This is a genomic window from Prosthecobacter sp. (assembly GCF_020439865.1).
Classification (GTDB): domain Bacteria; phylum Verrucomicrobiota; class Verrucomicrobiia; order Verrucomicrobiales; family Verrucomicrobiaceae; genus Prosthecobacter.
Map to the genome: position 1 here is coordinate 1 of NZ_JAGRPF010000045.1, position 18,094 is coordinate 18,094.

At 60.6% G+C, this 18,094-nt stretch carries 14 protein-coding genes, 1 tRNA gene and 2 pseudogenes; 5 read left to right on the forward strand and 12 right to left on the reverse strand.

The genetic code is table 11. The annotated features are described in order from the left end of the window. Nucleotides 1-542 (forward strand): annotated as a pseudogene (locus KDL09_RS04400) (translational GTPase TypA); the annotation flags it as partial. Nucleotides 543-589: 47 nt separating this feature from the next. Here KDL09_RS04400 and KDL09_RS04405 read toward each other — a convergent pair. From KDL09_RS04405 to KDL09_RS04445, 9 genes are all read right to left on the reverse strand, one after another. Beyond that, complete coding sequence (locus KDL09_RS04405) at nt 590-1,192, reverse strand: RDD family protein (protein WP_294381859.1); 603 nt, start codon at nt 1,190-1,192, stop codon at nt 590-592. A 17-nt stretch (nt 1,193-1,209) separates the two neighbouring features. Further along, the gene (locus KDL09_RS04410; protein ID WP_294381864.1) at nt 1,210-2,115 is read right to left on the reverse strand and encodes a DUF4159 domain-containing protein; all 906 of its coding nucleotides are present in this window, start codon (nt 2,113-2,115) and stop codon (nt 1,210-1,212) included. A gap of 48 nt (nt 2,116-2,163) precedes the next feature. Beyond that, nucleotides 2,164-2,250: transfer RNA gene (locus KDL09_RS04415), tRNA-Leu, on the reverse strand. A gap of 19 nt (nt 2,251-2,269) precedes the next feature. After that, nucleotides 2,270-2,884 carry a hypothetical protein gene (locus KDL09_RS04420; RefSeq protein ID WP_294381866.1) on the reverse strand — a complete coding sequence of 205 codons (615 nt, stop codon included), beginning with the start codon at nt 2,882-2,884 and terminating at the stop codon, nt 2,270-2,272. Nucleotides 2,885-2,904: 20 nt separating this feature from the next. After that, on the reverse strand, nt 2,905-3,918 hold the full coding sequence (floA, locus tag KDL09_RS04425) for a flotillin-like protein FloA (protein ID WP_294381868.1): 1,014 nt from the start codon (nt 3,916-3,918) through the stop codon (nt 2,905-2,907). Nucleotides 3,919-3,950: 32 nt separating this feature from the next. Next, a complete protein-coding gene (locus KDL09_RS04430) occupies nt 3,951-4,466 on the reverse strand; it encodes an NfeD family protein (RefSeq protein WP_294381871.1) in 516 nt (171 codons plus the stop codon). A 27-nt stretch (nt 4,467-4,493) separates the two neighbouring features. Next, nucleotides 4,494-5,921 carry a hypothetical protein gene (locus KDL09_RS04435; protein WP_294381876.1) on the reverse strand — a complete coding sequence of 476 codons (1,428 nt, stop codon included), beginning with the start codon at nt 5,919-5,921 and terminating at the stop codon, nt 4,494-4,496. 116 nt (nt 5,922-6,037) lie between these two features. Further along, on the reverse strand, nt 6,038-6,517 hold the full coding sequence (locus KDL09_RS04440; protein WP_294381880.1) for a hypothetical protein: 480 nt from the start codon (nt 6,515-6,517) through the stop codon (nt 6,038-6,040). Nucleotides 6,518-6,520: 3 nt separating this feature from the next. Next, nucleotides 6,521-8,332, reverse strand: coding sequence for an arylsulfatase (locus tag KDL09_RS04445; RefSeq protein ID WP_294381884.1), 1,812 nt, complete (start codon nt 8,330-8,332; stop codon nt 6,521-6,523). A 175-nt stretch (nt 8,333-8,507) separates the two neighbouring features. Here KDL09_RS04445 and rpmE point away from each other — a divergent pair, with 175 nt between their 5' ends. The 3 genes from rpmE (at nt 8,508) to KDL09_RS04460 (ending at nt 12,763) form a co-directional block, all read left to right on the forward strand. Then, nucleotides 8,508-8,756, forward strand: coding sequence for a 50S ribosomal protein L31 (rpmE, locus tag KDL09_RS04450; protein WP_294381889.1), 249 nt, complete (start codon nt 8,508-8,510; stop codon nt 8,754-8,756). 104 nt (nt 8,757-8,860) lie between these two features. After that, entirely contained in the window at nt 8,861-9,940 is a 1,080-nt protein-coding gene (prfA, locus tag KDL09_RS04455; RefSeq protein WP_294381892.1) for a peptide chain release factor 1, read from the forward strand. 69 nt (nt 9,941-10,009) lie between these two features. Further along, complete coding sequence (locus KDL09_RS04460; RefSeq protein WP_294381894.1) at nt 10,010-12,763, forward strand: phosphoenolpyruvate carboxylase; 2,754 nt, start codon at nt 10,010-10,012, stop codon at nt 12,761-12,763. Between the two features lie 25 nt (nt 12,764-12,788). Here the strand turns inward: KDL09_RS04460 and KDL09_RS04465 are convergent, their stop codons facing one another. Together KDL09_RS04465 and KDL09_RS04470 are read right to left on the reverse strand one after the other, a co-directional pair. Continuing rightward, a complete protein-coding gene (locus KDL09_RS04465) occupies nt 12,789-13,892 on the reverse strand; it encodes a hypothetical protein (RefSeq protein ID WP_294381897.1) in 1,104 nt (367 codons plus the stop codon). Between the two features lie 55 nt (nt 13,893-13,947). Then, complete coding sequence (locus tag KDL09_RS04470; protein ID WP_294381899.1) at nt 13,948-14,787, reverse strand: AraC family transcriptional regulator; 840 nt, start codon at nt 14,785-14,787, stop codon at nt 13,948-13,950. Between the two features lie 170 nt (nt 14,788-14,957). Between KDL09_RS04470 and KDL09_RS04475 the strand changes: the two genes are divergently transcribed. After that, nucleotides 14,958-17,756 (forward strand): heparinase II/III family protein, encoded by a 2,799-nt coding sequence (locus tag KDL09_RS04475; RefSeq protein WP_294381901.1) that lies wholly within the window; start codon nt 14,958-14,960, stop codon nt 17,754-17,756. Between the two features lie 76 nt (nt 17,757-17,832). On the opposite strand, the pseudogene KDL09_RS04480 reads toward KDL09_RS04475, so the two are convergent. Then, a pseudogene (locus KDL09_RS04480) lies at nt 17,833-18,094 on the reverse strand (hypothetical protein); the annotation flags it as partial.

The following is an 18,094-nucleotide window of genomic DNA, read 5'->3' on the forward strand; positions in this document are numbered from 1 at the left end:
AAAATGGTCGAACCAACATTGAGGCGATCGTTCCGACTCGCGGATTGATCGGTTTTGAGTTCGAACTTCTCAACCTCACCAGTGGTGAAGGGATCATGTCCCATCTTTTCAAGGAATATCGCCCCGATTCGGGAGACATCCGCACCCGCCACACCGGAACCCTGATTTCGATGGAGAAGGGCGAGGCGATGACCTATTCACTCAACAACATCGAGACCCGCGGGCGGCTGTTCATCGGTCCCGGCGACGCGGTCTACGAAGGGATGATTATCGGGGAAAATCCCCGAGTCGACGATCTGCCGGTGAATCCGACCAAGGCCAAGCACATCACCAATCACCGGGCATCCGGCAGTGACAAGACGGTGGCCCTGACCCCTCCGATCCGGTTCTCGCTGGAGCGCGCCATCGAGTACATCGCCCCCGATGAACTCGCGGAGTGCACCCCAAAGAGCATCCGCCTGCGCAAGCGCACCCTCGACAGCAACGTGCGCCAGCGGGAGAAGAAGAAGACGGAAGCGCAGCTCGAAGGCGCAGCGGCTTAAAGACTACTCGACCGGTCTTCGCCTCGCCAGCCGTGTTCCTGTCTGCATCACGCCTGAGGAGGCGGCGGCGGCTGGGTATTTCCCGGCACCGGTGCCGTCGGCTGATAGAAGCGCGGCATGTTGCCTGCGCTCATGGGGCGTGGCTTGGGCACCGGCGCGGCGCGCAAATCAATGACACGCGTGCCGCTCCACTTGTCATGCCAGCCGCTGGCATCACCGCCGAGAAAGGAAAACGCCTCGAACGGCACCATGCGGACCAAACTGCGCCCGAGCACCGTGCCAAACTTCAGCGGCTCGCCGGAAACCGTCACCACTTTGGTGCCCGTGATCCATTTGCCCAGAGACCTTCCCCAAGCCCCCTCGAGGCAGCCGTAATACACCACACCCGCGAGGCCGGTGATCAGCATGTCCTGCAAGGTGTTGATATCGTCAAAAAAACTCGCCGCACGATGGGTGATGCCCCTCTCGTCGAGAATGACCAGGACGATGCCCATGACGAAAAAAATTCCCAGGATGGCCACGCGATCGATCAGGAAGTTCAGGAAGCGTTTGCCACCGCCTGCGCTTGGAGCCTCTGAAACAGGGACCGCCTCGATGTTCACCACCGTGGACTGCGGAGCCGCGTAGGGATTGATGTCGTCAGGGTTCATGGGAGAAACGGCGGCATTTAATGCGTCAGCGCGTAGAAGATGATGTTGATGCCGAGCGGGTAGGCGTACTTCTCGGAAAACTCTTTGAAGTACCACGGGTCGGTGCCCTCCTGCTCCCAGCCTTCTCCGGTGTCCGTGTTCCAGCAGATGACCATCATGAGGCGGCGTTTGTCATCGAAGTAACCGCGGTAATGGACGTGCTCCGAACCAGGCTTGTCGAACTCATAGGTGATGCCCTGATTGATGACGTATTCGGCAAAGCGGATGTGCGGAATCTGCGGCTTCACCTTGATGGGGAACACCATGTGGAAGATCTCATGCGAGAGCGGAATCTCCTCATACTTGCGGTCCGGCCAGATTTGCTTGAGAGCGACTTCGAAGTTGTCCCACTCACGCGTTCCCCAGAAGTCATCGACCATGATGAAGCCGCCGTTGAGCATGTAGTCGCGCAGCGTTTTAGCCTCCTCATCCGTGATGTCGATGTCGCCGACCTCGATCATGTAGGCGAAGGGATAGTGGCGAAGCTGCTCGGGATCGATGTCCACGATGGCCCCGTTCGGATTCACCTGCAGCGAGGTGAGCTGTTGAAGGCGGTAGGACATGTTCATGTCCGAATCGGGATAGTCCGTGGACCATTTGCGATTGCCCCGGCCCCAGCCACGATTGCCGTAGCTCATCGAGTTATAACGTATGCGGGCGAAGGTGAAGGTGTCGTTCGGCAGTTCCTTGCTCACCGGCCAGGTGGGATACTCATTGCCGTAGCCACCACGACGGTAGTCACGCGGATCTTCCGGCACACTGCCGTCCTTCACGCCGAAGGTTGTCGGCCTGCCTCCCACCTCATCGCCATCCACCGCCCAGACGATGCAGCCGACCAAGGCAAGGACTGCGATGACGACTGGGACGACGCGGGATGTTTGCATAGGCCTGATAAACGCTGCTTCTCCCTGACTCCTGCGAACTTCTTTGAGTGGTACCGGCGGTCGGACTCGAACCGACACGTCCTCACGGACACAAGATTTTGAGTCTAGCGCGTCTACCAATTTCACCACGCCGGCATGTCTCAAAGAAGGGCGCCTAAATAGCGAGATCGCCGGAGTTTTGCAAGGCTTTTGGCGGCCCAAGTATCTCCTGCATCAAAATTGCCTGCCTCATCAAGGAGGGATCACGACGCAGGCTGTGCATGAGGGAGAGAATCGATCCTTCCGGTGCGACTGCCTTCTCCCGACTCAGCACGGTGGCAGGCGGCGAGCTGATGGAAGGTGTCTCTGGCACAGACACTTGAACCACAGGAACCGGCACGGCAGCAGGCCTCGGGACTTCGGCACGAACCTGACGTCTTGCCTGCTGCGGCACAGGCGGCGGGCGGGAGGTCCTGGCCGGAGGTTGCGCAGGAGACTGCGTCTGTTTCGCGGTCTCCTGCAGTTCATGCCAGGCTTTGCGCAATTCATCCCACGCCGAAGGAGCCGCCGTGGGCGGAATCGGCGGAGGGCCCGCAGGTCTCCCCGTTTGTTTGCGCCAGGCCGCTTCCCGCAGGCGCTGCTCTTCGGGGGTAGGCGGCGCAGGCCGCGCCTGACTGCGACTCTGCTGCCAGGTTTCCCACAGCCATTTCACAAACCCAGCGATAAGAGCGATGACAATGATCGCCACCTGCATGGGATCGAAGTCACTGCTCATCAGGAAGGGCTGCATAAGAAAGACGGAGTGGAAGATTACTTCGTCCCAGGGGAGTCACCGGCGATCTTGCTGCGCATGTCGGTGTCAGCGAGCACGTTTTTGTATTTGGCATAGTCCATGACGCCAAGCTGACCATTGCGGAAGGCCTCGGAGATCGCGAGCGGCACCTGAGCTTCGGCCTCAACGACACGCGCGCGCATTTCCTGGGTGCGTGCCGACATTTCCTGTTCGAGTGCGACAGCGGCCGCACGACGCATTTCCGCCATGGCCTGGGCAATCTTTTTGTCCGCCTCGGCCTGTTCGGTCTGAAGTTTGGCACCGACGTTTTCACCGACATCGATGTCGGCGATGTCGATGGATAGGATTTCAAACGCGGTGCCGGCATCGACGCCTTTGTGGAGCACGAGTTTCGAGATGCTGTCCGGGTTCTCGAGCACATCCTTATAAGAGGCGGAGGAGCCGATGCACGTCACGATGCCCTCGCCCACGCGTGCGACGACGGTTTCCTCAGTCGCGCCCCCGACGAAACGATCGAGGTTTGTGCGAACGGTCACCCGCGCACGAACGCGCAGAGAGATGCCGTCCTTGGCCACGGCATCGATCTTCCCGCCGCGGCCCATGTCTGGATGCGGGCAGTCAATGACCTTGGGATTGATGCTGGTGCGCACGGCTTCGAGCACGGTCTTGCTGGTGCCTTTACAGGCCAGGTCGATTGCGCAAGCGCGGTTGAAGTCGAGGGGGATGCCCGCCTTGTCTGCGGCAATCAGCGAGAGCACGACATGCGTCACCTCACCACCGGCGAGGAAATGCGCCTCGAGCTGGTCGGTGCCGATGGGGATGCCGGCTTTGGCCGCAGTGATGCGGGTGTCCACGATGAGCGCATTTGGCACCCCGCGGAGCCACATGGCCAGCAGCGTGGAAATACTCACGGGAGCATTGGCGATCAATGCGCGGAGCCAGAGATTAAAAAACTTCGCAATGATCAGGAAGGCGATCAGCAGCAGGATGATGACGACGCCGTAAATGAAGAGCCAAAGAGGTTCGGGCATGGTGTGTGAGGGTGGGTTGAGGTTGGGTGAATTTAGACTGAAACGAGACGAACCAGCAGATTGCCGGGTTCGGATGCGATGACTTCCAAGCGAGAACCCGCGGCGGCCATCCCATCCTGGCAACGCACTTCGTAGTGCTTGCCAGCGATGTCTGCCCGCCCCAGCGGACGCAATTCTGTGAGAGCGACGCCTTGGGAACCAAGAGCCACGACCGATGGCTGGGGACTGGCGATGCTGGCGGTCAGCGTCAGCCTGCGACGGAATGCTTTCACGGCAAACCAGCGCAGCCAGACGATCAAAATCACCGATGAAAACACCAGGATGAACAAGGCCAGGGTCAACCGCCCTCCGTAAGTCCAGCCCGCCAGTTCATCCGCCGTAAGCGCCACTGCAACGGCTGTCAAAATCGAAATCACCCCCAAAATGCCCGCCACCCAACCGGGCACAAAGGTTTCCAGCATGATGAGCAGGATGCCGAACAGCGTGAGGATGGCGATGCTGGCGAGCATGAAGTGCATGGTCAACGCGGCACCGCAGTGCGTCAACATGCGATCATGCTATGATCAATCTACTGATCAGGGATTTCGCGGTGGCAGCATCGACTGACGCCAGTCCTTCGCATCTACCGGGATGTCTCCGAGATTTAGGAAGGCAGGTGAGGCAGGATTGGCAAACGTCGTCCGGGCAAGCCGCGACACATCAGCCGTTGCTGTTGCTTCAATCAGGTTTTTTGATCCCATCTTCACCACACTCCCAGCCGGCGCGCGCGCCAGGATCGGATCACCACCGAGTTCACTCCGAGGCTCGATGCGCGTCCACGTATTGGCCGACCAGTAGTCGCCTTTCCACGAACGATTGGGGCTTGTCGGCACATACATCGCGAAGCGATCAAAAAGCACCTCTGGCACATAGCGGCTGCCAACGCGACTGGCGAGCGGCGGATCCGTCGGATCCGGCCGACTTTCCGTCGATTCGAGCAGATATTCTTTGTCGTCAATTTTCACCACACACCAAGCGTGCCCTCCGAGGTCTCCATAACGCCCCAGCGCCACACGCACTTGAAAGCCACGGGACATCAGCCAGTCCGCCAGGAAGATCGAAGAATCCTCGCAGTCTCCCCGCTGCAGGCGCTGGGTTTCATCCGCAAACTGCCAGCAGTCGGTCTGCTCCGCTTTGGCATAATTGCTGCCGGGTTTGGCGCCTGGATCATTGGTGTAGCGGCAATTCGCATGTACAGCCGACCAGATCGTGAACAACTGCTGAACGCGTGACTGGTTTTTGGAAAACAATGCCGGTGGAGCGTAGCCGGTGAGAAACTCGTTCACATAGCGGAAATGACCGGTGCTGTCCGCGGCGATCACGGCATACTTGCGGCGGCACTTCGGGCATTCGAGCGCCATGCTGCGCTGCGCCCTGGAGAGCTTCATGAAATGCGGCTGCTTGCAGTGAACGCAGGTGCTGAAGAAGGGTTCGTCAGCAGACTCGGAAAGCGCCTCAGGAGTGAACTCACGCAGGCGCCGGCCCAGCACCAGCAACGCTTCGTGCATCAACCCGCTTGCCCGCGGGCGCAAAGCGACCGCCAGATGAGTCATCTCAGGCTGGGAACGATGCGAAAACTCGTGAAAACGCTGCACCAGCTCACGCAGGCTCGGGCTGCTGGCGGAGCAGATGGAGACGCTGTAATAGCGCGGCATCCCCTCCTGAATCAGTTCCGTGACTTTATTGAGATCGTTCGTGTCGATCTTTGGGAATTCCCGGTCCAGCCAGGCCTCCATCTCGGGATCCACACGCAACATGGGGGTTTTCGTCGCCAGGCGCGAATAGTTGAACTGATCCACCAGATCAATTCGGAACCTTGCCACGCTGTAGTTGGAGCCGGGACTCTGCATCAGCTCCCCCAGCCGCATCTTCCACCCGTCGAGCCAGCCCTCCTTGAGGGCGGCCATTCCCCCCGCCAAAAGGACGGCGGAGGCGACAGTCCAGAGAATGAAGCGACTACTCATGCGCCGGAATTATAGTTTTTATAACATCCTGCGCAACGAAAACCCACTCGCTCTGACAAACTCCTTACGTTTCCCCTTTTCCTAGGAACCGCAGCCCAGCCTGCCTTCCCTAAACCCTACTTTTTGATCGCAATCGAGATTCGCGGCGTGTAGGGCCACAGTTTGGGCGCCCCCATGCCGATCGCACCCAGCAAAGTGCTGGGGCTTTCATCCACCGCGTCACGCGGATCGCCAAACCAGGCCGCCTGCGGATTTCCGGGTTTATTGGAGACGAAGATTCCCCCGTCCTCCGAACGACCGATCAAGACCCCCAAAGTCCGAATGCGCTTAGGCGCTTTGTAGTAGGTTCCTTCCGCCGAGACCACCTCCGCTTTGTATTCCCCGGCCGGGAAAAGGATCCGCCCCTGTCCGCATTCCCGCGTCTCTTCTTGGGCCACCACAACGCCGGGGGCGTTTGAGGGAGCAATGGCAACGGAGCCACAGGACGTGACAAGCAGTGGAATCAACAGGATGGGAAGAAGACGATGAAGTTTCATGGTTGGATTTGTCCTGCGGGTTTGGCGGGACAGCCCTCGGGGAATCAGGAAACGTGCCATGAATCACTTTGTCTTCAGCGTCAGATTCACCCGCCGGACCTCCATCACCGTCTGGCCAGGAATGTCCAGCGCCCGGAGCGTTAGCAAGCCCCGATTTGCCGGCAACGAAATCGTGCCAAGCGTCAGCGTGTGAAAATCCCGCATGTAGCTCTCGCCTTTTCGTGACGCGCGGTCTTGATCGTCCAACAAGCGCGGATACCAGCCCGGGGTCACTTTGCCCGTCGTTTTCGCCTCGCCAAATCTCAGTTCTACCGTAGCACCGGCGTCGGCCTCCGGGCAGGCGTAATCAATGGTCACGTCGTAGTCGCCAGCCGTGTGGATATCGATGTCCCACGTCATCGAATCCTCCTTGGTCTTCCAATTCACAAAGTAGGAGCAGTTCGGCGCGCCGCTGCTGCGCTTGATCTCGCCATGCGGCAAACCATCCCGGGCGGGCAGCATGGTGATCGGAAACTCCGCGTAGCCGACGGGATAAGGACGGTCGTCCTCAATCGTCGCTCCGCCTTTGCCTTTCCCCTTCCCTTTGGCCTTGGCGCCGCTCTCAAACGCGTATGGCTTCCCAAAAATCTCCTCATGCCATTTCACTCCCGCCTTGGCCAGTTCTGCCGCGACCTCAGGCTTTTCCTTGGCGATGTTCACCTTCTGATTCGGGTCCGTCACCATGTCGAACAAGCCGCCCGCTGCATCCAGCCGGTGCGTCTGCGAGCGCACGCTGAGCTTGCCGCCGTTGTAGTTCATCAGCACACGTTCCACCGCCTCCCACTTGGCACCCAACAAAAGTGAGGAAAAGCTTCTGCCGTCCAAAGGCTTCGTGCTCACGGATGTCACGCCGGCCATCTCTGTCAGTGTTGGCAGCAGATCGATGGCACCTGCGATATGCGGCACCGTTGTACCGGGTTGAATTTTCCCCGGCCAGCGCACAAACAAAACCGACCGCACGCCGCCTTCGTCCGTCGTCCCCTTCTTGCCTTTCATGCCGCCGTTCCAACGGAAGCTGTTCGGCCCGTTGTCGCTGAAATAGACCACGATCGTGTTGTCGCTGAGTTTGAGGTCATCGAGTTTCTTGAGCACACGTCCCACGTTCAGGTCGATGTTGTCCATCATCGCCAGCACGGTGCGGCTCACGGCCAGATCTTCCTTCTCGCCCTCCTCGCCACGCATCGTCACCGGCGAGTCCTTGAACTTGTTCCAGTGCTCGTCGGGCACGCTGAACGGCGAATGCGGCGTCGTCAGCGGAATGTAGCAGAAGAACTGCTTCTCCTTGTTCGTCTCAATGAACTCCATCGCCTTGCCCACCAGAATGTCGACGATGAATCCCTTCCCACGGAACCACTTGCCGTTGTGCTCCAGCGGCGGGTCAAAGTACTCGCCCCAATGCCCTGCCGTGTAGCCCACATACTCCTGAAAGCCGCGTGCGTTCGGGTGATACGGCCACTGGCTGCCGTTGTGCCATTTGCCGAAGGCGCCCGTCGCATAGCCTGATGCGAGAAAGCTGTCCGCAATGGTCTTTTCATCCGTGTTGAGACGCTCAAGTCCGGTTGAAACCCCCTTCACACCACCGCGCGAATGATAACGCCCCGTCAGAAACTCACCACGCGTCGGCGCGCACAGTGCACAGACGAAAAAGCGGTCAAAGCTCGCCCCGGACTTCGCCAGCGTGTCGATGTTCGGCGTCTTCAGGTTGGTGTTTCCCTGAATCGAATAATCCCCCCAACCGGAATCATCCGCCAGCATCACCACCACGTTAGGCTTCGGAGCCGCGGCGGCAGACAGGGTGAACAAAACGGCGAACAACAGGCAGAGTCGGGAAATCATGGTCGCCCTTTAACGACCGCCCTTATCGCCAGCTATCTCCCACCTTCCTGTCGCCCGCCCCCAAGAACCAAGAACCAAGAACTTGACCACGTCTGGAAAACCACTACCATCCGCGCCCCACGCCCCGGCGAAAGCTGCATTCCGCGCCTCGTCTGGTTACGTGATCTTCACCATCATGAAAGCTGACATCCATCCCAAGACCTCCGAGACGACGATCACCTGCACCTGCGGTGCCGTGTACAACACGATCTCGACCGTTCAGAACCTCCGCATCGGCATTTGCTCCGCCTGCCATCCGTACTTCACCGGTGAGCAGCGCTTCATCGACACCGCCGGTCGCGTGGACAAGTTCGCCCAGCGCTACGGCTCCACCCGCGCACGCCGCACCGCTCCGAAACTCGGCGCCGCTGCTGCCGAAGCCTAGCCTCCAGTCCTCTCCTTTTAGCCAAAACGGTGCCCACGCCTTCGTGCTGGGCACCGTTTTGTTTTTCCCAGTTTCCGCCTCTCTCATTTTAGCACCCTCCCCTCATGGACTACTCAGGCGTTATCGCCGGTAAACGGACCCGCTTCGCCGATCTCGAAGACATCATCGGCCGCCCCAACTTCTACGACGACGCCAAAAAGGCCGGCGAGATGCTGCGGGAGCATCGCGCCTTGGAGAAACTGCTCAAGGACTGGGACGCCTATCAGAAGACCCAGAGCGAACTCGCTGAGAATCGCGACATGGCCAAGTCCCAGGAGGACAAAGAACTCGCCGAAATGGCCGCCGCCGAGATTCCCGTGCTCGAGCAGCGCCTCGTCGATCTCGAAAAGTCCGTCCAAGAATCCATCCTGCCGCCCGACCCGCTCGAAGGCCGCGACATCATCCTCGAAATCCGCGCCGGCACCGGAGGCGACGAGGCCAGCCTGTTTGCCGCCGACCTGCTGCGCATGTACACGCGCTTCGCCGAAACCAAAGGCTGGAAGGTGGAGTCCCTCGACACCAGCCCTTCGGAAGTCGGCGGGTTCAAGGAAGTCATCGTCAAAATCAGCGGCGAGGACGTCTACCGCGTCATGAAATACGAGAGCGGCGTGCACCGCGTCCAGCGTGTCCCGGCCACCGAGGCCCAGGGCCGCATCCACACTTCCGCGGCCACCGTCGCCGTGCTTCCCGAAGCCGAAGAGGTCGATTTCGAACTCAAGTCCGACGAAGTCCGCATCGAAGTCTGCCGTTCCTCCGGCGCGGGCGGTCAGGGCGTGAACACCACCGACTCCGCCGTGCAGGTGCTCCACATTCCCACCGGCACCATCGTCCGCTGCCAGGACGGCCGCAGCCAGATCAAGAACAAGGAAAAAGCCCTCGGCATCCTGCGCTCCCGCCTGCTCGAAAAGAAGCAACAGGAAGAAGCCGCCAAGTATTCCGCCAACCGCCGCAACCTCATCGGCGGCGGCGGGCGCGAGGAAAAGATCCGCACCTACAACTACCCGCAGAACCGCGTCACCGATCACCGCATCGAGTTGACCCTCTACAACCTCGACCAGTTCGTCGAAGGCCGCATCGAGCCCATGACCCAGGCCCTCCTCGCCAGCGACCTCAAGGAACGTCTTGCAGAAGCGGGGTTGAATTGAGCGGGAGCTAGAGCCCACCAGACTGCCAAACAGGCACCAATCCTGCTTTGCCAGTCGTTATTCTCAGCCATGTCCGAAAGCCCCCCGCCCAATCTCCGCCAGCACGGTTTCCAGATCCTCGAAGACGACCTCCGCTTCCTCATGGAGGCCTTCGCCACGGTACTCAAGCAGCTCGGAGAGCCGGAACTGGCCGCCTGCCTGCCATGGATCGGCTCCGGAACGCCGAAGCAGACGACCCGCTCGCTCGGCCAAGCCTACTCGATTGCCTTTCAGCTTCTGAACGTGGTCGAGGAACGTGCGGCGTCCCAAGTCCGCCGTCTGCGTGAGAAGAAACTCGGCCCTGAAGCTGAGAAAGGCCTGTGGCCGGACAACTTGAAGCAACTGCGCACGCTCGGCCTGAATCAAAATGACATCCTCGCCGCGCTGCGCGAAGTCTGCGTGGAGCCCGTGCTCACCGCGCATCCCACCGAGGCGAAACGCGAGACCGTGCGCGAACTGCACCGCGAGATCTACAGTCTCATGAACCGCCATGAGAACCTGGCCTACACGCCACGTGAGCAGAACCGCCTGCAGGGCCAGCTTCAGACCCAGCTCGAGAATCTCTGGCGCACCGGCGAGATCCACGTCACCCGGCCGAGCATCGAGGCGGAGTTGCAAAACGCGCTGCATTACCTGCGCGAAGTCTTTCCGGAAGCGCTCGCCCGCTCGCATGTGCATCTGCGCGAGGCCTGGCAGGCCGCCGGTTATGATCCGGCACAAATCGACTCGCTCCCTCCCCTGCTCCGCTTTGGTTCGTGGATCGGCGGCGACCGCGACGGCCATCCTTTCGTCACGGCAGACATCACGCGCCATGCTCTGCAGGTCATGCGCAAAAACGCCCTGCGCATCCAGCGCCGCGCGCTCGAATCCCTCGCCCATCATCTGCCTCTCAGCTCGTTGTTTCAGGCCACGCCGCCGCAGCTCAGCGAACTGATCGCCACGCTCACCGCTCAACTTCAAAACGAGCCGCATGTCGATCTCGCCTATATTCTTGAGCGCAACAAAGAGGAGCCCTGGCGTGCCGCCGTTTACCTGATGCGCGCGAAGGTCCTGCTGGCCATTGAGAAGCCTTCGTCACCTGCCGCCTATGTCAATCCGGCGGAGTTGCATGCCGACATCGACGCACTCACGCAAACGTTGCTCGACGTCGGAGCCAAAGCTGTTGTGGAGGAGGTGATCGTTCCGCTGCGCCGCAATCTCACCGCCTTCGGTTTCCACTCTGCCGCACTCGACGTCCGTCAGAACTCTGCGTTTCACGAGAAGGCCATCGACCAACTGCTTCGCGCCGCCGGATTGCTCGATGAAGGCTCCTTCATCGACTGGAGTGTTGAGAAGAAGCGCGAGTTGCTAGACCGCGAACTTGCCTCGCCTCGTCCCTTCCTCTCGCCCGGCATCTCCGCCGGACCAGAAGCCGACACCGTGCTCGCCTGCCATCGTGTTTTGGCCGATCACCGCAAGCAATTCGGCAACGCCGGACTCGGTTCGCTCATCGTTTCGATGACGCGCCGCGTGGAAGATCTGCTGATCGTCTATCTCCTCGCCCGCGAGGCCGGCCTGATGGAATGGACACCCGAAGGGCTCGTCTGCCCGCTGCCCGTCGTTCCGCTCTTTGAAACCATGGGCGACCTCGAAGCCGGCCCCGGCATCGTCGAGGACTTCCTCGCGCATCCCGTTACGCAACGCAGTCTCAAGGCGCAGAGCAACGGTGGCACGCCCGTGTTCCAGATGATGGTCGGCTATTCCGACTCGAACAAAGACTGCGGCATCGTCGCGAGCCAGTGCGCACTGCATCGTGCGCAGCGCGAACTGTCGGCGACCATCCACAAGCATGGTGCACGTCCCATCTTCTTCCATGGCCGTGGTGGCACCGTTGGTCGTGGTGCAGGCCCCACGCATTGGTTCATGGAAGCGCTTCCACACGGTTCTCTTAGCGGCGGCATGCGCATGACCGAGCAGGGTGAAACCATCGCGCAAAAATACGCGCACATCGGCTCCGCTGTTTACAACGCCGAACTCCTCATCGCCTCCGCCACTGCGGCCACGGCACGTCATCGCAGCACCGAATCACGCGCGCATCCCGCGCTCGAACCGCTCTTCGACAAACTCGCCGCCGACAGCCGCGACGCGTATCGCGCCTTCCTGCACGCGCCCGACTTCATGAAGTTCTACCGTCAGGCCACGCCGATCGACGCGCTCGAGAACTCACGCATCGGCTCGCGTCCCGCCCGCCGCACCGGCCAGGCGTCGCTCGATGACCTCCGCGCGATTCCGTGGGTCTTCTCGTGGACGCAATCGCGCTTCTACCTCCCCGGCTGGTTCGGCGCGGGCAGCGCCTTGCAGAAACTCAAGACCGACGATCCCAAGAGCTACCAAACACTCGCCGCCGCGATCCCCGGTTCTGCCTTCCTGCGTTACGTGCTCACGAACATCGAAAGCTCCCTCGTCAGTGCCAACACCGACCTCATGCGTGACTACGCCGGCATGGTCGAAGACACCGCGGTGCGTGACCGTTTCCTCAACACGATCCTCACCGAATACGAAACCACGCGCAGCATCATCGACGACCTCTTCCAAGGGACCTTCGAGTCACGCCGCCCGCGCCTCGCTTACACCCTGAACATTCGCGAAGAACCGCTCAAGGTGCTCCATCAGCAGCAGATCGCACTGCTGCGCGACTGGCGCGCACTCGTCGCCGCCGAAAAGACCGAAGCCGCCGATGCGATGATCTCCGACCTCTTGATCTCCATCAATGCCATCGCGTCCGGATTGCGCACGACGGGTTGAGGAAGTGGAAGGCGGCTGAAGCGTTTCACGCGTGCTTCCATGATGAGCCCACAATCGCCCTGCCAAGCAGCCATGTGTAGGCGGCCGCAAACGGCAACAGCACCCAGCCGAGCCACCAGCCTTCCACATCGCTGTGAATGACGCCTAGCATGAGAGAGCAGATCACCGGAGAGAGAAGCCCCAACCAATAAGGCGGCTGGATAAACAAGACCTCCGCCTGTGCCACCACCTGATGCCACCAACCGGGCGGCACCGTTCCACCAATCGGACGCAGGATGAGCAGACTGTGGCCGCCTGCGCTCTCCTCTTTGACGCCGGCCGTCCGGCACTGGTAGGAGGCATGGGCGCTCAAAGCGGTCGAGACAAGCGCCAGTGCGACCAGCGCCAGACTCGCGGAGACGTTGATGTTCACCATGGGAACGGAGATTTGCTCATTCTCGTAAGCGTAACGCGAGGCGGCATAGAGACTGTCCACCGAATCCGTCGCCTGGCCCCACGCTTGCGCCTTGAGACGGATGCGATTCTCAATGTCCACGGCGGCAAAGGGTTCCGCATGATGATCAGCGAAGGCGCGCAGTTTCATCGGTTCCCAGACCAACGCGCCGGTGGCGGGAGACCGGCTCTGCTCGGCGTTCGTCAACCGGGTCGTCAGCGGCCCCTGGTGGTGCAGATCGGAACTGGCACTCACCCCGATGCTAAGCTGATACAGCGGCACGTGGCTCCCAGACTCAGGCGGCGCCAGTTCTTGGTAGGAATCGCGGCTGGCTTGGAATCGCAACCATCCGCCGCTGGGCAGCGGCACCCGATGCACAGGCGGATCATCGCCTGTCTTGGTCTTCGCAAGGAAAACGGCCAGCGAATCTGCCTCCAAAGCCGAGGCGTCACTGGTGAACGTGGTTTCCGTAGCAGACGACTGCTTTGACTGCGCAGTTTCACCCGCATCGTTATCGTCATGCCGGACATCACCAGCGGTGGTCGTCAGCAAACGATGGGTCACATACAGCTTCTCCAGTTCCGCGAGATCCTGCGTCTGCTGCAGCCGGTTGCTGGAAAACGTCACGCACAGCACCACGATCAGCGCCTGGGTTAAAAGATTGCCTCGGATGCTCTCTGCGAGTTCAGCTTGCATGGGGAAAGGCTGCCACATTAGGAGCCTTCGCCTGTTATACAAGTGGCTCTAAACGCTACAAACGACCGCGATACTCGCCCGGCGCCACGCCCACCCAGCGTTTGAAGACGCGTGAAAAAATTGCCGCGTTCGCGTAGCCGACGTTCGCGGCGACGACTTCAAGCTTGTCGTTACCGGCCTCGAGGAAACGGCGGGCTTGTTCCATGCGCAGGCAGGTGAGATGCTGCATCGGGCTGCGACCGAGTTCCTTCAAGCACAACCGTCGCAGGTGCTCCGGGCTGCAATGGCTGCGATGCGCGAGTTCGGCGAGCGTCCAGTCGCGCATCAGATCCTGCTCCACATCGGCCCACAACTTCGCCACCCGCGGCTCCTTACTCCGCCACGGCTGCGCGATGCGGCGAATCGTCCCATGCAAGAGTTCCAGCCAGTGATGCAACAGTCGCGGTTCGCGCTCTCCTTCCCACTCGACACGCAGGCCGGTGATGATACGCGCAATCTCATCCGCTTCCGCCTTCGGCATCACCGGTGATGCCGCCCCGACCACGGGGGTAACAAAGCTTGGCTCATCGTAACGCACCCACGCAAAGCACCAGCGCTCGCGTCCTTTCGCCTCAAACGCATTCAGCACACGCGGCGGCGCGAGACACACCATGCCCGGTTTCACACGCTGCCAGCGTCCATCGAGCAGGATCGAACCCTCGCCGCTCACGCAGGCGAGCACAAAACTCCCCTCCGGCTTCATGCGCACGCGCCGATACGGCGGCAGAGCCTCGTCCATGCCTAGCCGCGCAATGCGATGCGTGCTCATCTCCACGCATTCCCGCGCCTCCACCACCCAGCGCCGCGTCTTCGGGCCGTTGAGGGTGGTTTCGCGAAGTTCAGCGCCGGAATTCATTGAAGCAATTAAACGCCTACCATCATACCTGTCACGCAAAGGTGCATTTCGGGCATGACACCGTGCATGGCACTGTGAGAGCGAAGATCGTCTGCCCTTGTATTCGTAGCATGCGATTCCGGCCTCTGTTATCCACCCTTTGCTCATGGTTGCCACTCACCGCAGGCCTCATGGCGGACGATGTCGGGACGGTGATCCAATTGGAGGCCCGGTCAGGTGCATGGAGCGAAACCATCGTCCCCGACATCACGGCGAAGGCGGAATCGTTCGCGTTGGAACTGCGAATCGATCCGGTGGTGGCGGCGGGCGGTGACCTGGAGGTGGTGGCAGGTTTCGTGTTGGGTTTGGAAAAAGACGAGCGCGTGCAGGACGGTGTGGGCGGCCAACTGCGCGTGGATTTTCGCGAGGGTGGAGACCGGGCGGCCTTCACGTTCTGGCATCGCAAAACCTGTTTGACGATGATTGAACCGGACCCAAAACCACCGGGATGGATGGAGAATCGCGACTACCAGCATCCGCACGTGCTGCCTCTTCGCGAAGGAACCGGGCACCGGATGAAGCTGGTGGTGTGGCCGGAGGGCGATGGATCGCGTGTGCGACTGTTCGTCGATTTCATGGACCGCCCCGTGGAGGAGCATGCACTGCCGGAAAGGATTCGCGCGGGTGTCCTCAAACTTTTCACCATGCGCGGTGGTCAGGAAGCGGACGTCGCCCAGACAAGCCACTTCACGGACGTGCGGTTTTCCAAGGTGACCTCTGAGCAGGCAAACGAGCTTCCTTCGATGGCGGAGAGCGTGCTGCGGGCACTGGATTTTTCGCATCCAGCCATGCAACCCGTGGCACAGGCCATCCAGCAGGGACGGATGAACGAGGCGAAAGCACTTCTTCTGCGGCACATGCGCACGCGCCGTGATCCGAAGGGACCGACCATCGAGGAAGTGGCCAGCGTGGTGCTGCACCCGAACTGGCAAAAGATTTCAGACGAGGCTGTGGCGGGGCGCTACGCCACCATCGGCTACTTTGACGGGTTCGTTGAAGCCTGGAAAGACACCAATGGCGACACGCACAAGTGGGTGCTGCAGGAGAAGCCGCTGCAGCTCAACTGGGCGCGCGACAACGGGCATCTCAACCGGCACTTTCATTGGGTGTCGATGGCGCGCGCATGGCAGGGGAAGAGCGATTCCAAATATCCTCGGCAGTTCAGCGCGGAGGTGCTCGACTGGGTGTCGCGCGAGCCGTTTTTTTGGTCGCGCTGCCCGGCGGTGGGCGGCGTCAATTTGATGGATGGAACGACGTTTCGCTGGGGCTTCATGAACACCAGCAACATCGGCCGTCGGTTGGAGATGTCGTGGTGGCCGGCCTACGAGGTGTTTCGGAAGTCACCGGACTTCAGCGATGAGGCGCACATCGCCATTTTGCTCGGCATGCTGCGCCAGGCGCGGCTGATCATGAATCCGAGCAGCTTTGCCGCGCATGACGACGGCGGCGCGCACACGACACTGGCACTGCTGCAAACCGCGCTGTTGCTGCCGGAGTTCAAAGAGAGCGCTGAGTGGAAGGCCACGGCCATGAAGCGCTGGGACGTGATGCTGGACACGCAGTTTCATCCTGACGGCAGCCATTCCAGCCTGAGCACGGGCTACAACTGGGCTTCCATCACCGCGCTCGAGAATTACATTCGCCTGTTCGAACGCTTCGGTGAATCCACGCCGGAAAAATACCTCAAGATTCTCGAGAAAGCGGTGGAGCACCCCATGCTGTTGACCGCACCCAACCAGGCGCAGGTGGATCTCAACGATGGCGGCTGGAGCACGATCGAGGACCGGTATCAGTCGCTTCTGAAATGGTTCCCTGACCGGACTGACTTTCGCTGGATGGCGACCAAGGGGGCGGAGGGGGCTCGGCCGGAACAGACCTCCGTCTACTTTCCCAATGCCGGCCATTACGTGATGCGCACCGGCTGGGGACCGGAGGAGAAATACCTTTTCTTCGGCGCTGGACCGTGGGGAGCCAGCCATGGCAAATTCGACGCGCTCAATATCTACGCGCAGTTCGGACCGCATCTGCTGATTCGCAATGCCGGACGCGGCAGCTACAGCGGCGTTGGCAACACGAAACACGCAGGCCAGTCGCTGTCATTCAACACACTTTCTCCGGACTGGGCGCACGAAGACAGCATCCCGCAATGGAGGCAGGACATGGCCATCGGATTTGATCCGCCAACCCGACGATGGGTGGACAACGACCGCTTCTGCTACGGCGAAGGCGCATTCACGTATGGATGGTACAACTCGGAAGAGCACATTCAGGGAAAGTGGCTGCGCCAGCTCATCTTCGTGAAAGGCAATGAGCCCAGGCGGGATGGCTACTACATCGTCATCGATACCGTAGAACCGAAAGACAACAAGATGCACACCTGGCGTCATCCATGGCAGCTTGGCCTGAACGCAGGCAACATCGCCATTCGCAACAAGGACAAGTCGGCGACCGCGATTGCTCCGGGTATCGCGCTGCAAATTCTTCCCGTGGATCCGGTTGGAGATCTTGAAGTCTCCATGATCCAAGGTCAGGAGAAACCCGAGTTGCTCGGCTGGCGCATTTACGACACCACCGCCAATCCCTGGCCGGTGCCCACTTACCATTGGCAGACCGACAAAACATTTTGCCGGGCTTGGATCATCCAAATGCAGCAGGACGAATCGCAGTGGCCGGTGGTCTCCGCCACCGCACTGCTAGGCGCGGCGGCTGGCGAACTGCGTTTCAAGGTGCGCCGTCGTGACGGCGGTCACGATTTTGTGATTCGTCGCGTGCCTGGCACCGCACCGACGATGCTTGATGCCGAGGAGATCAGCGGTGACGTCGCCGTCATCTCACGCGATCGGTCGCACTCTCTCACGGCGAAGCTGGAACTCAAAGACGGACTCGATTCGGTGGCGCGTCTGACAATTCCCCAAGGAACCGGCCAGTGATCTTGCTTTCCCAGTTCCTTGGCTCAGGTGCAATTCGTGCATATCACAGTGATGTGGCCGCGACAATCTGCGTTGGCTATTTCGCACCCCTGGTGGTTCTCCAGCCCCAGCGGAAGAGATTGCGAGCATCCGCGAAGCGCGAGGCATCACTGGAACATCCGAGAACCACGACAAACAGCCGCTTGCCCTGATGGGTGCCGGTGGCCACGAGGCAGTTGCCGGCTGACTTCGTGAGCCCGGTTTTGATGCCGTCGTAGCAGTCGAACGCCAGCAGCTTGTTGGTGTTTTCCCACGCGGCGCGTCGCTCGCCGCCATTCGGCAGCCGGATGGTCGCCTGG

Coding starts and splice junctions, on each gene's coding strand:
- KDL09_RS04405 (WP_294381859.1), bottom strand. CDS start 1,192: ATGAACCCTGACGACATCAATCCCTACGCGGCTCCGCAGTCCACGGTG.
- KDL09_RS04410 (WP_294381864.1), bottom strand. CDS start 2,115: ATGCAAACATCCCGCGTCGTCCCAGTCGTCATCGCAGTCCTTGCCTTG.
- KDL09_RS04420 (WP_294381866.1), bottom strand. CDS start 2,884: ATGCAGCCCTTCCTGATGAGCAGTGACTTCGATCCCATGCAGGTGGCG.
- floA (WP_294381868.1), bottom strand. CDS start 3,918: ATGCCCGAACCTCTTTGGCTCTTCATTTACGGCGTCGTCATCATCCTG.
- KDL09_RS04430 (WP_294381871.1), bottom strand. CDS start 4,466: ATGTTGACGCACTGCGGTGCCGCGTTGACCATGCACTTCATGCTCGCC.
- KDL09_RS04435 (WP_294381876.1), bottom strand. CDS start 5,921: ATGAGTAGTCGCTTCATTCTCTGGACTGTCGCCTCCGCCGTCCTTTTG.
- KDL09_RS04440 (WP_294381880.1), bottom strand. CDS start 6,517: ATGGCACGTTTCCTGATTCCCCGAGGGCTGTCCCGCCAAACCCGCAGG.
- KDL09_RS04445 (WP_294381884.1), bottom strand. CDS start 8,332: ATGATTTCCCGACTCTGCCTGTTGTTCGCCGTTTTGTTCACCCTGTCT.
- rpmE (WP_294381889.1), top strand. CDS start 8,508: ATGAAAGCTGACATCCATCCCAAGACCTCCGAGACGACGATCACCTGC.
- prfA (WP_294381892.1), top strand. CDS start 8,861: ATGGACTACTCAGGCGTTATCGCCGGTAAACGGACCCGCTTCGCCGAT.
- KDL09_RS04460 (WP_294381894.1), top strand. CDS start 10,010: ATGTCCGAAAGCCCCCCGCCCAATCTCCGCCAGCACGGTTTCCAGATC.
- KDL09_RS04465 (WP_294381897.1), bottom strand. CDS start 13,892: ATGCAAGCTGAACTCGCAGAGAGCATCCGAGGCAATCTTTTAACCCAG.
- KDL09_RS04470 (WP_294381899.1), bottom strand. CDS start 14,787: ATGAATTCCGGCGCTGAACTTCGCGAAACCACCCTCAACGGCCCGAAG.
- KDL09_RS04475 (WP_294381901.1), top strand. CDS start 14,958: ATGGCGGACGATGTCGGGACGGTGATCCAATTGGAGGCCCGGTCAGGT.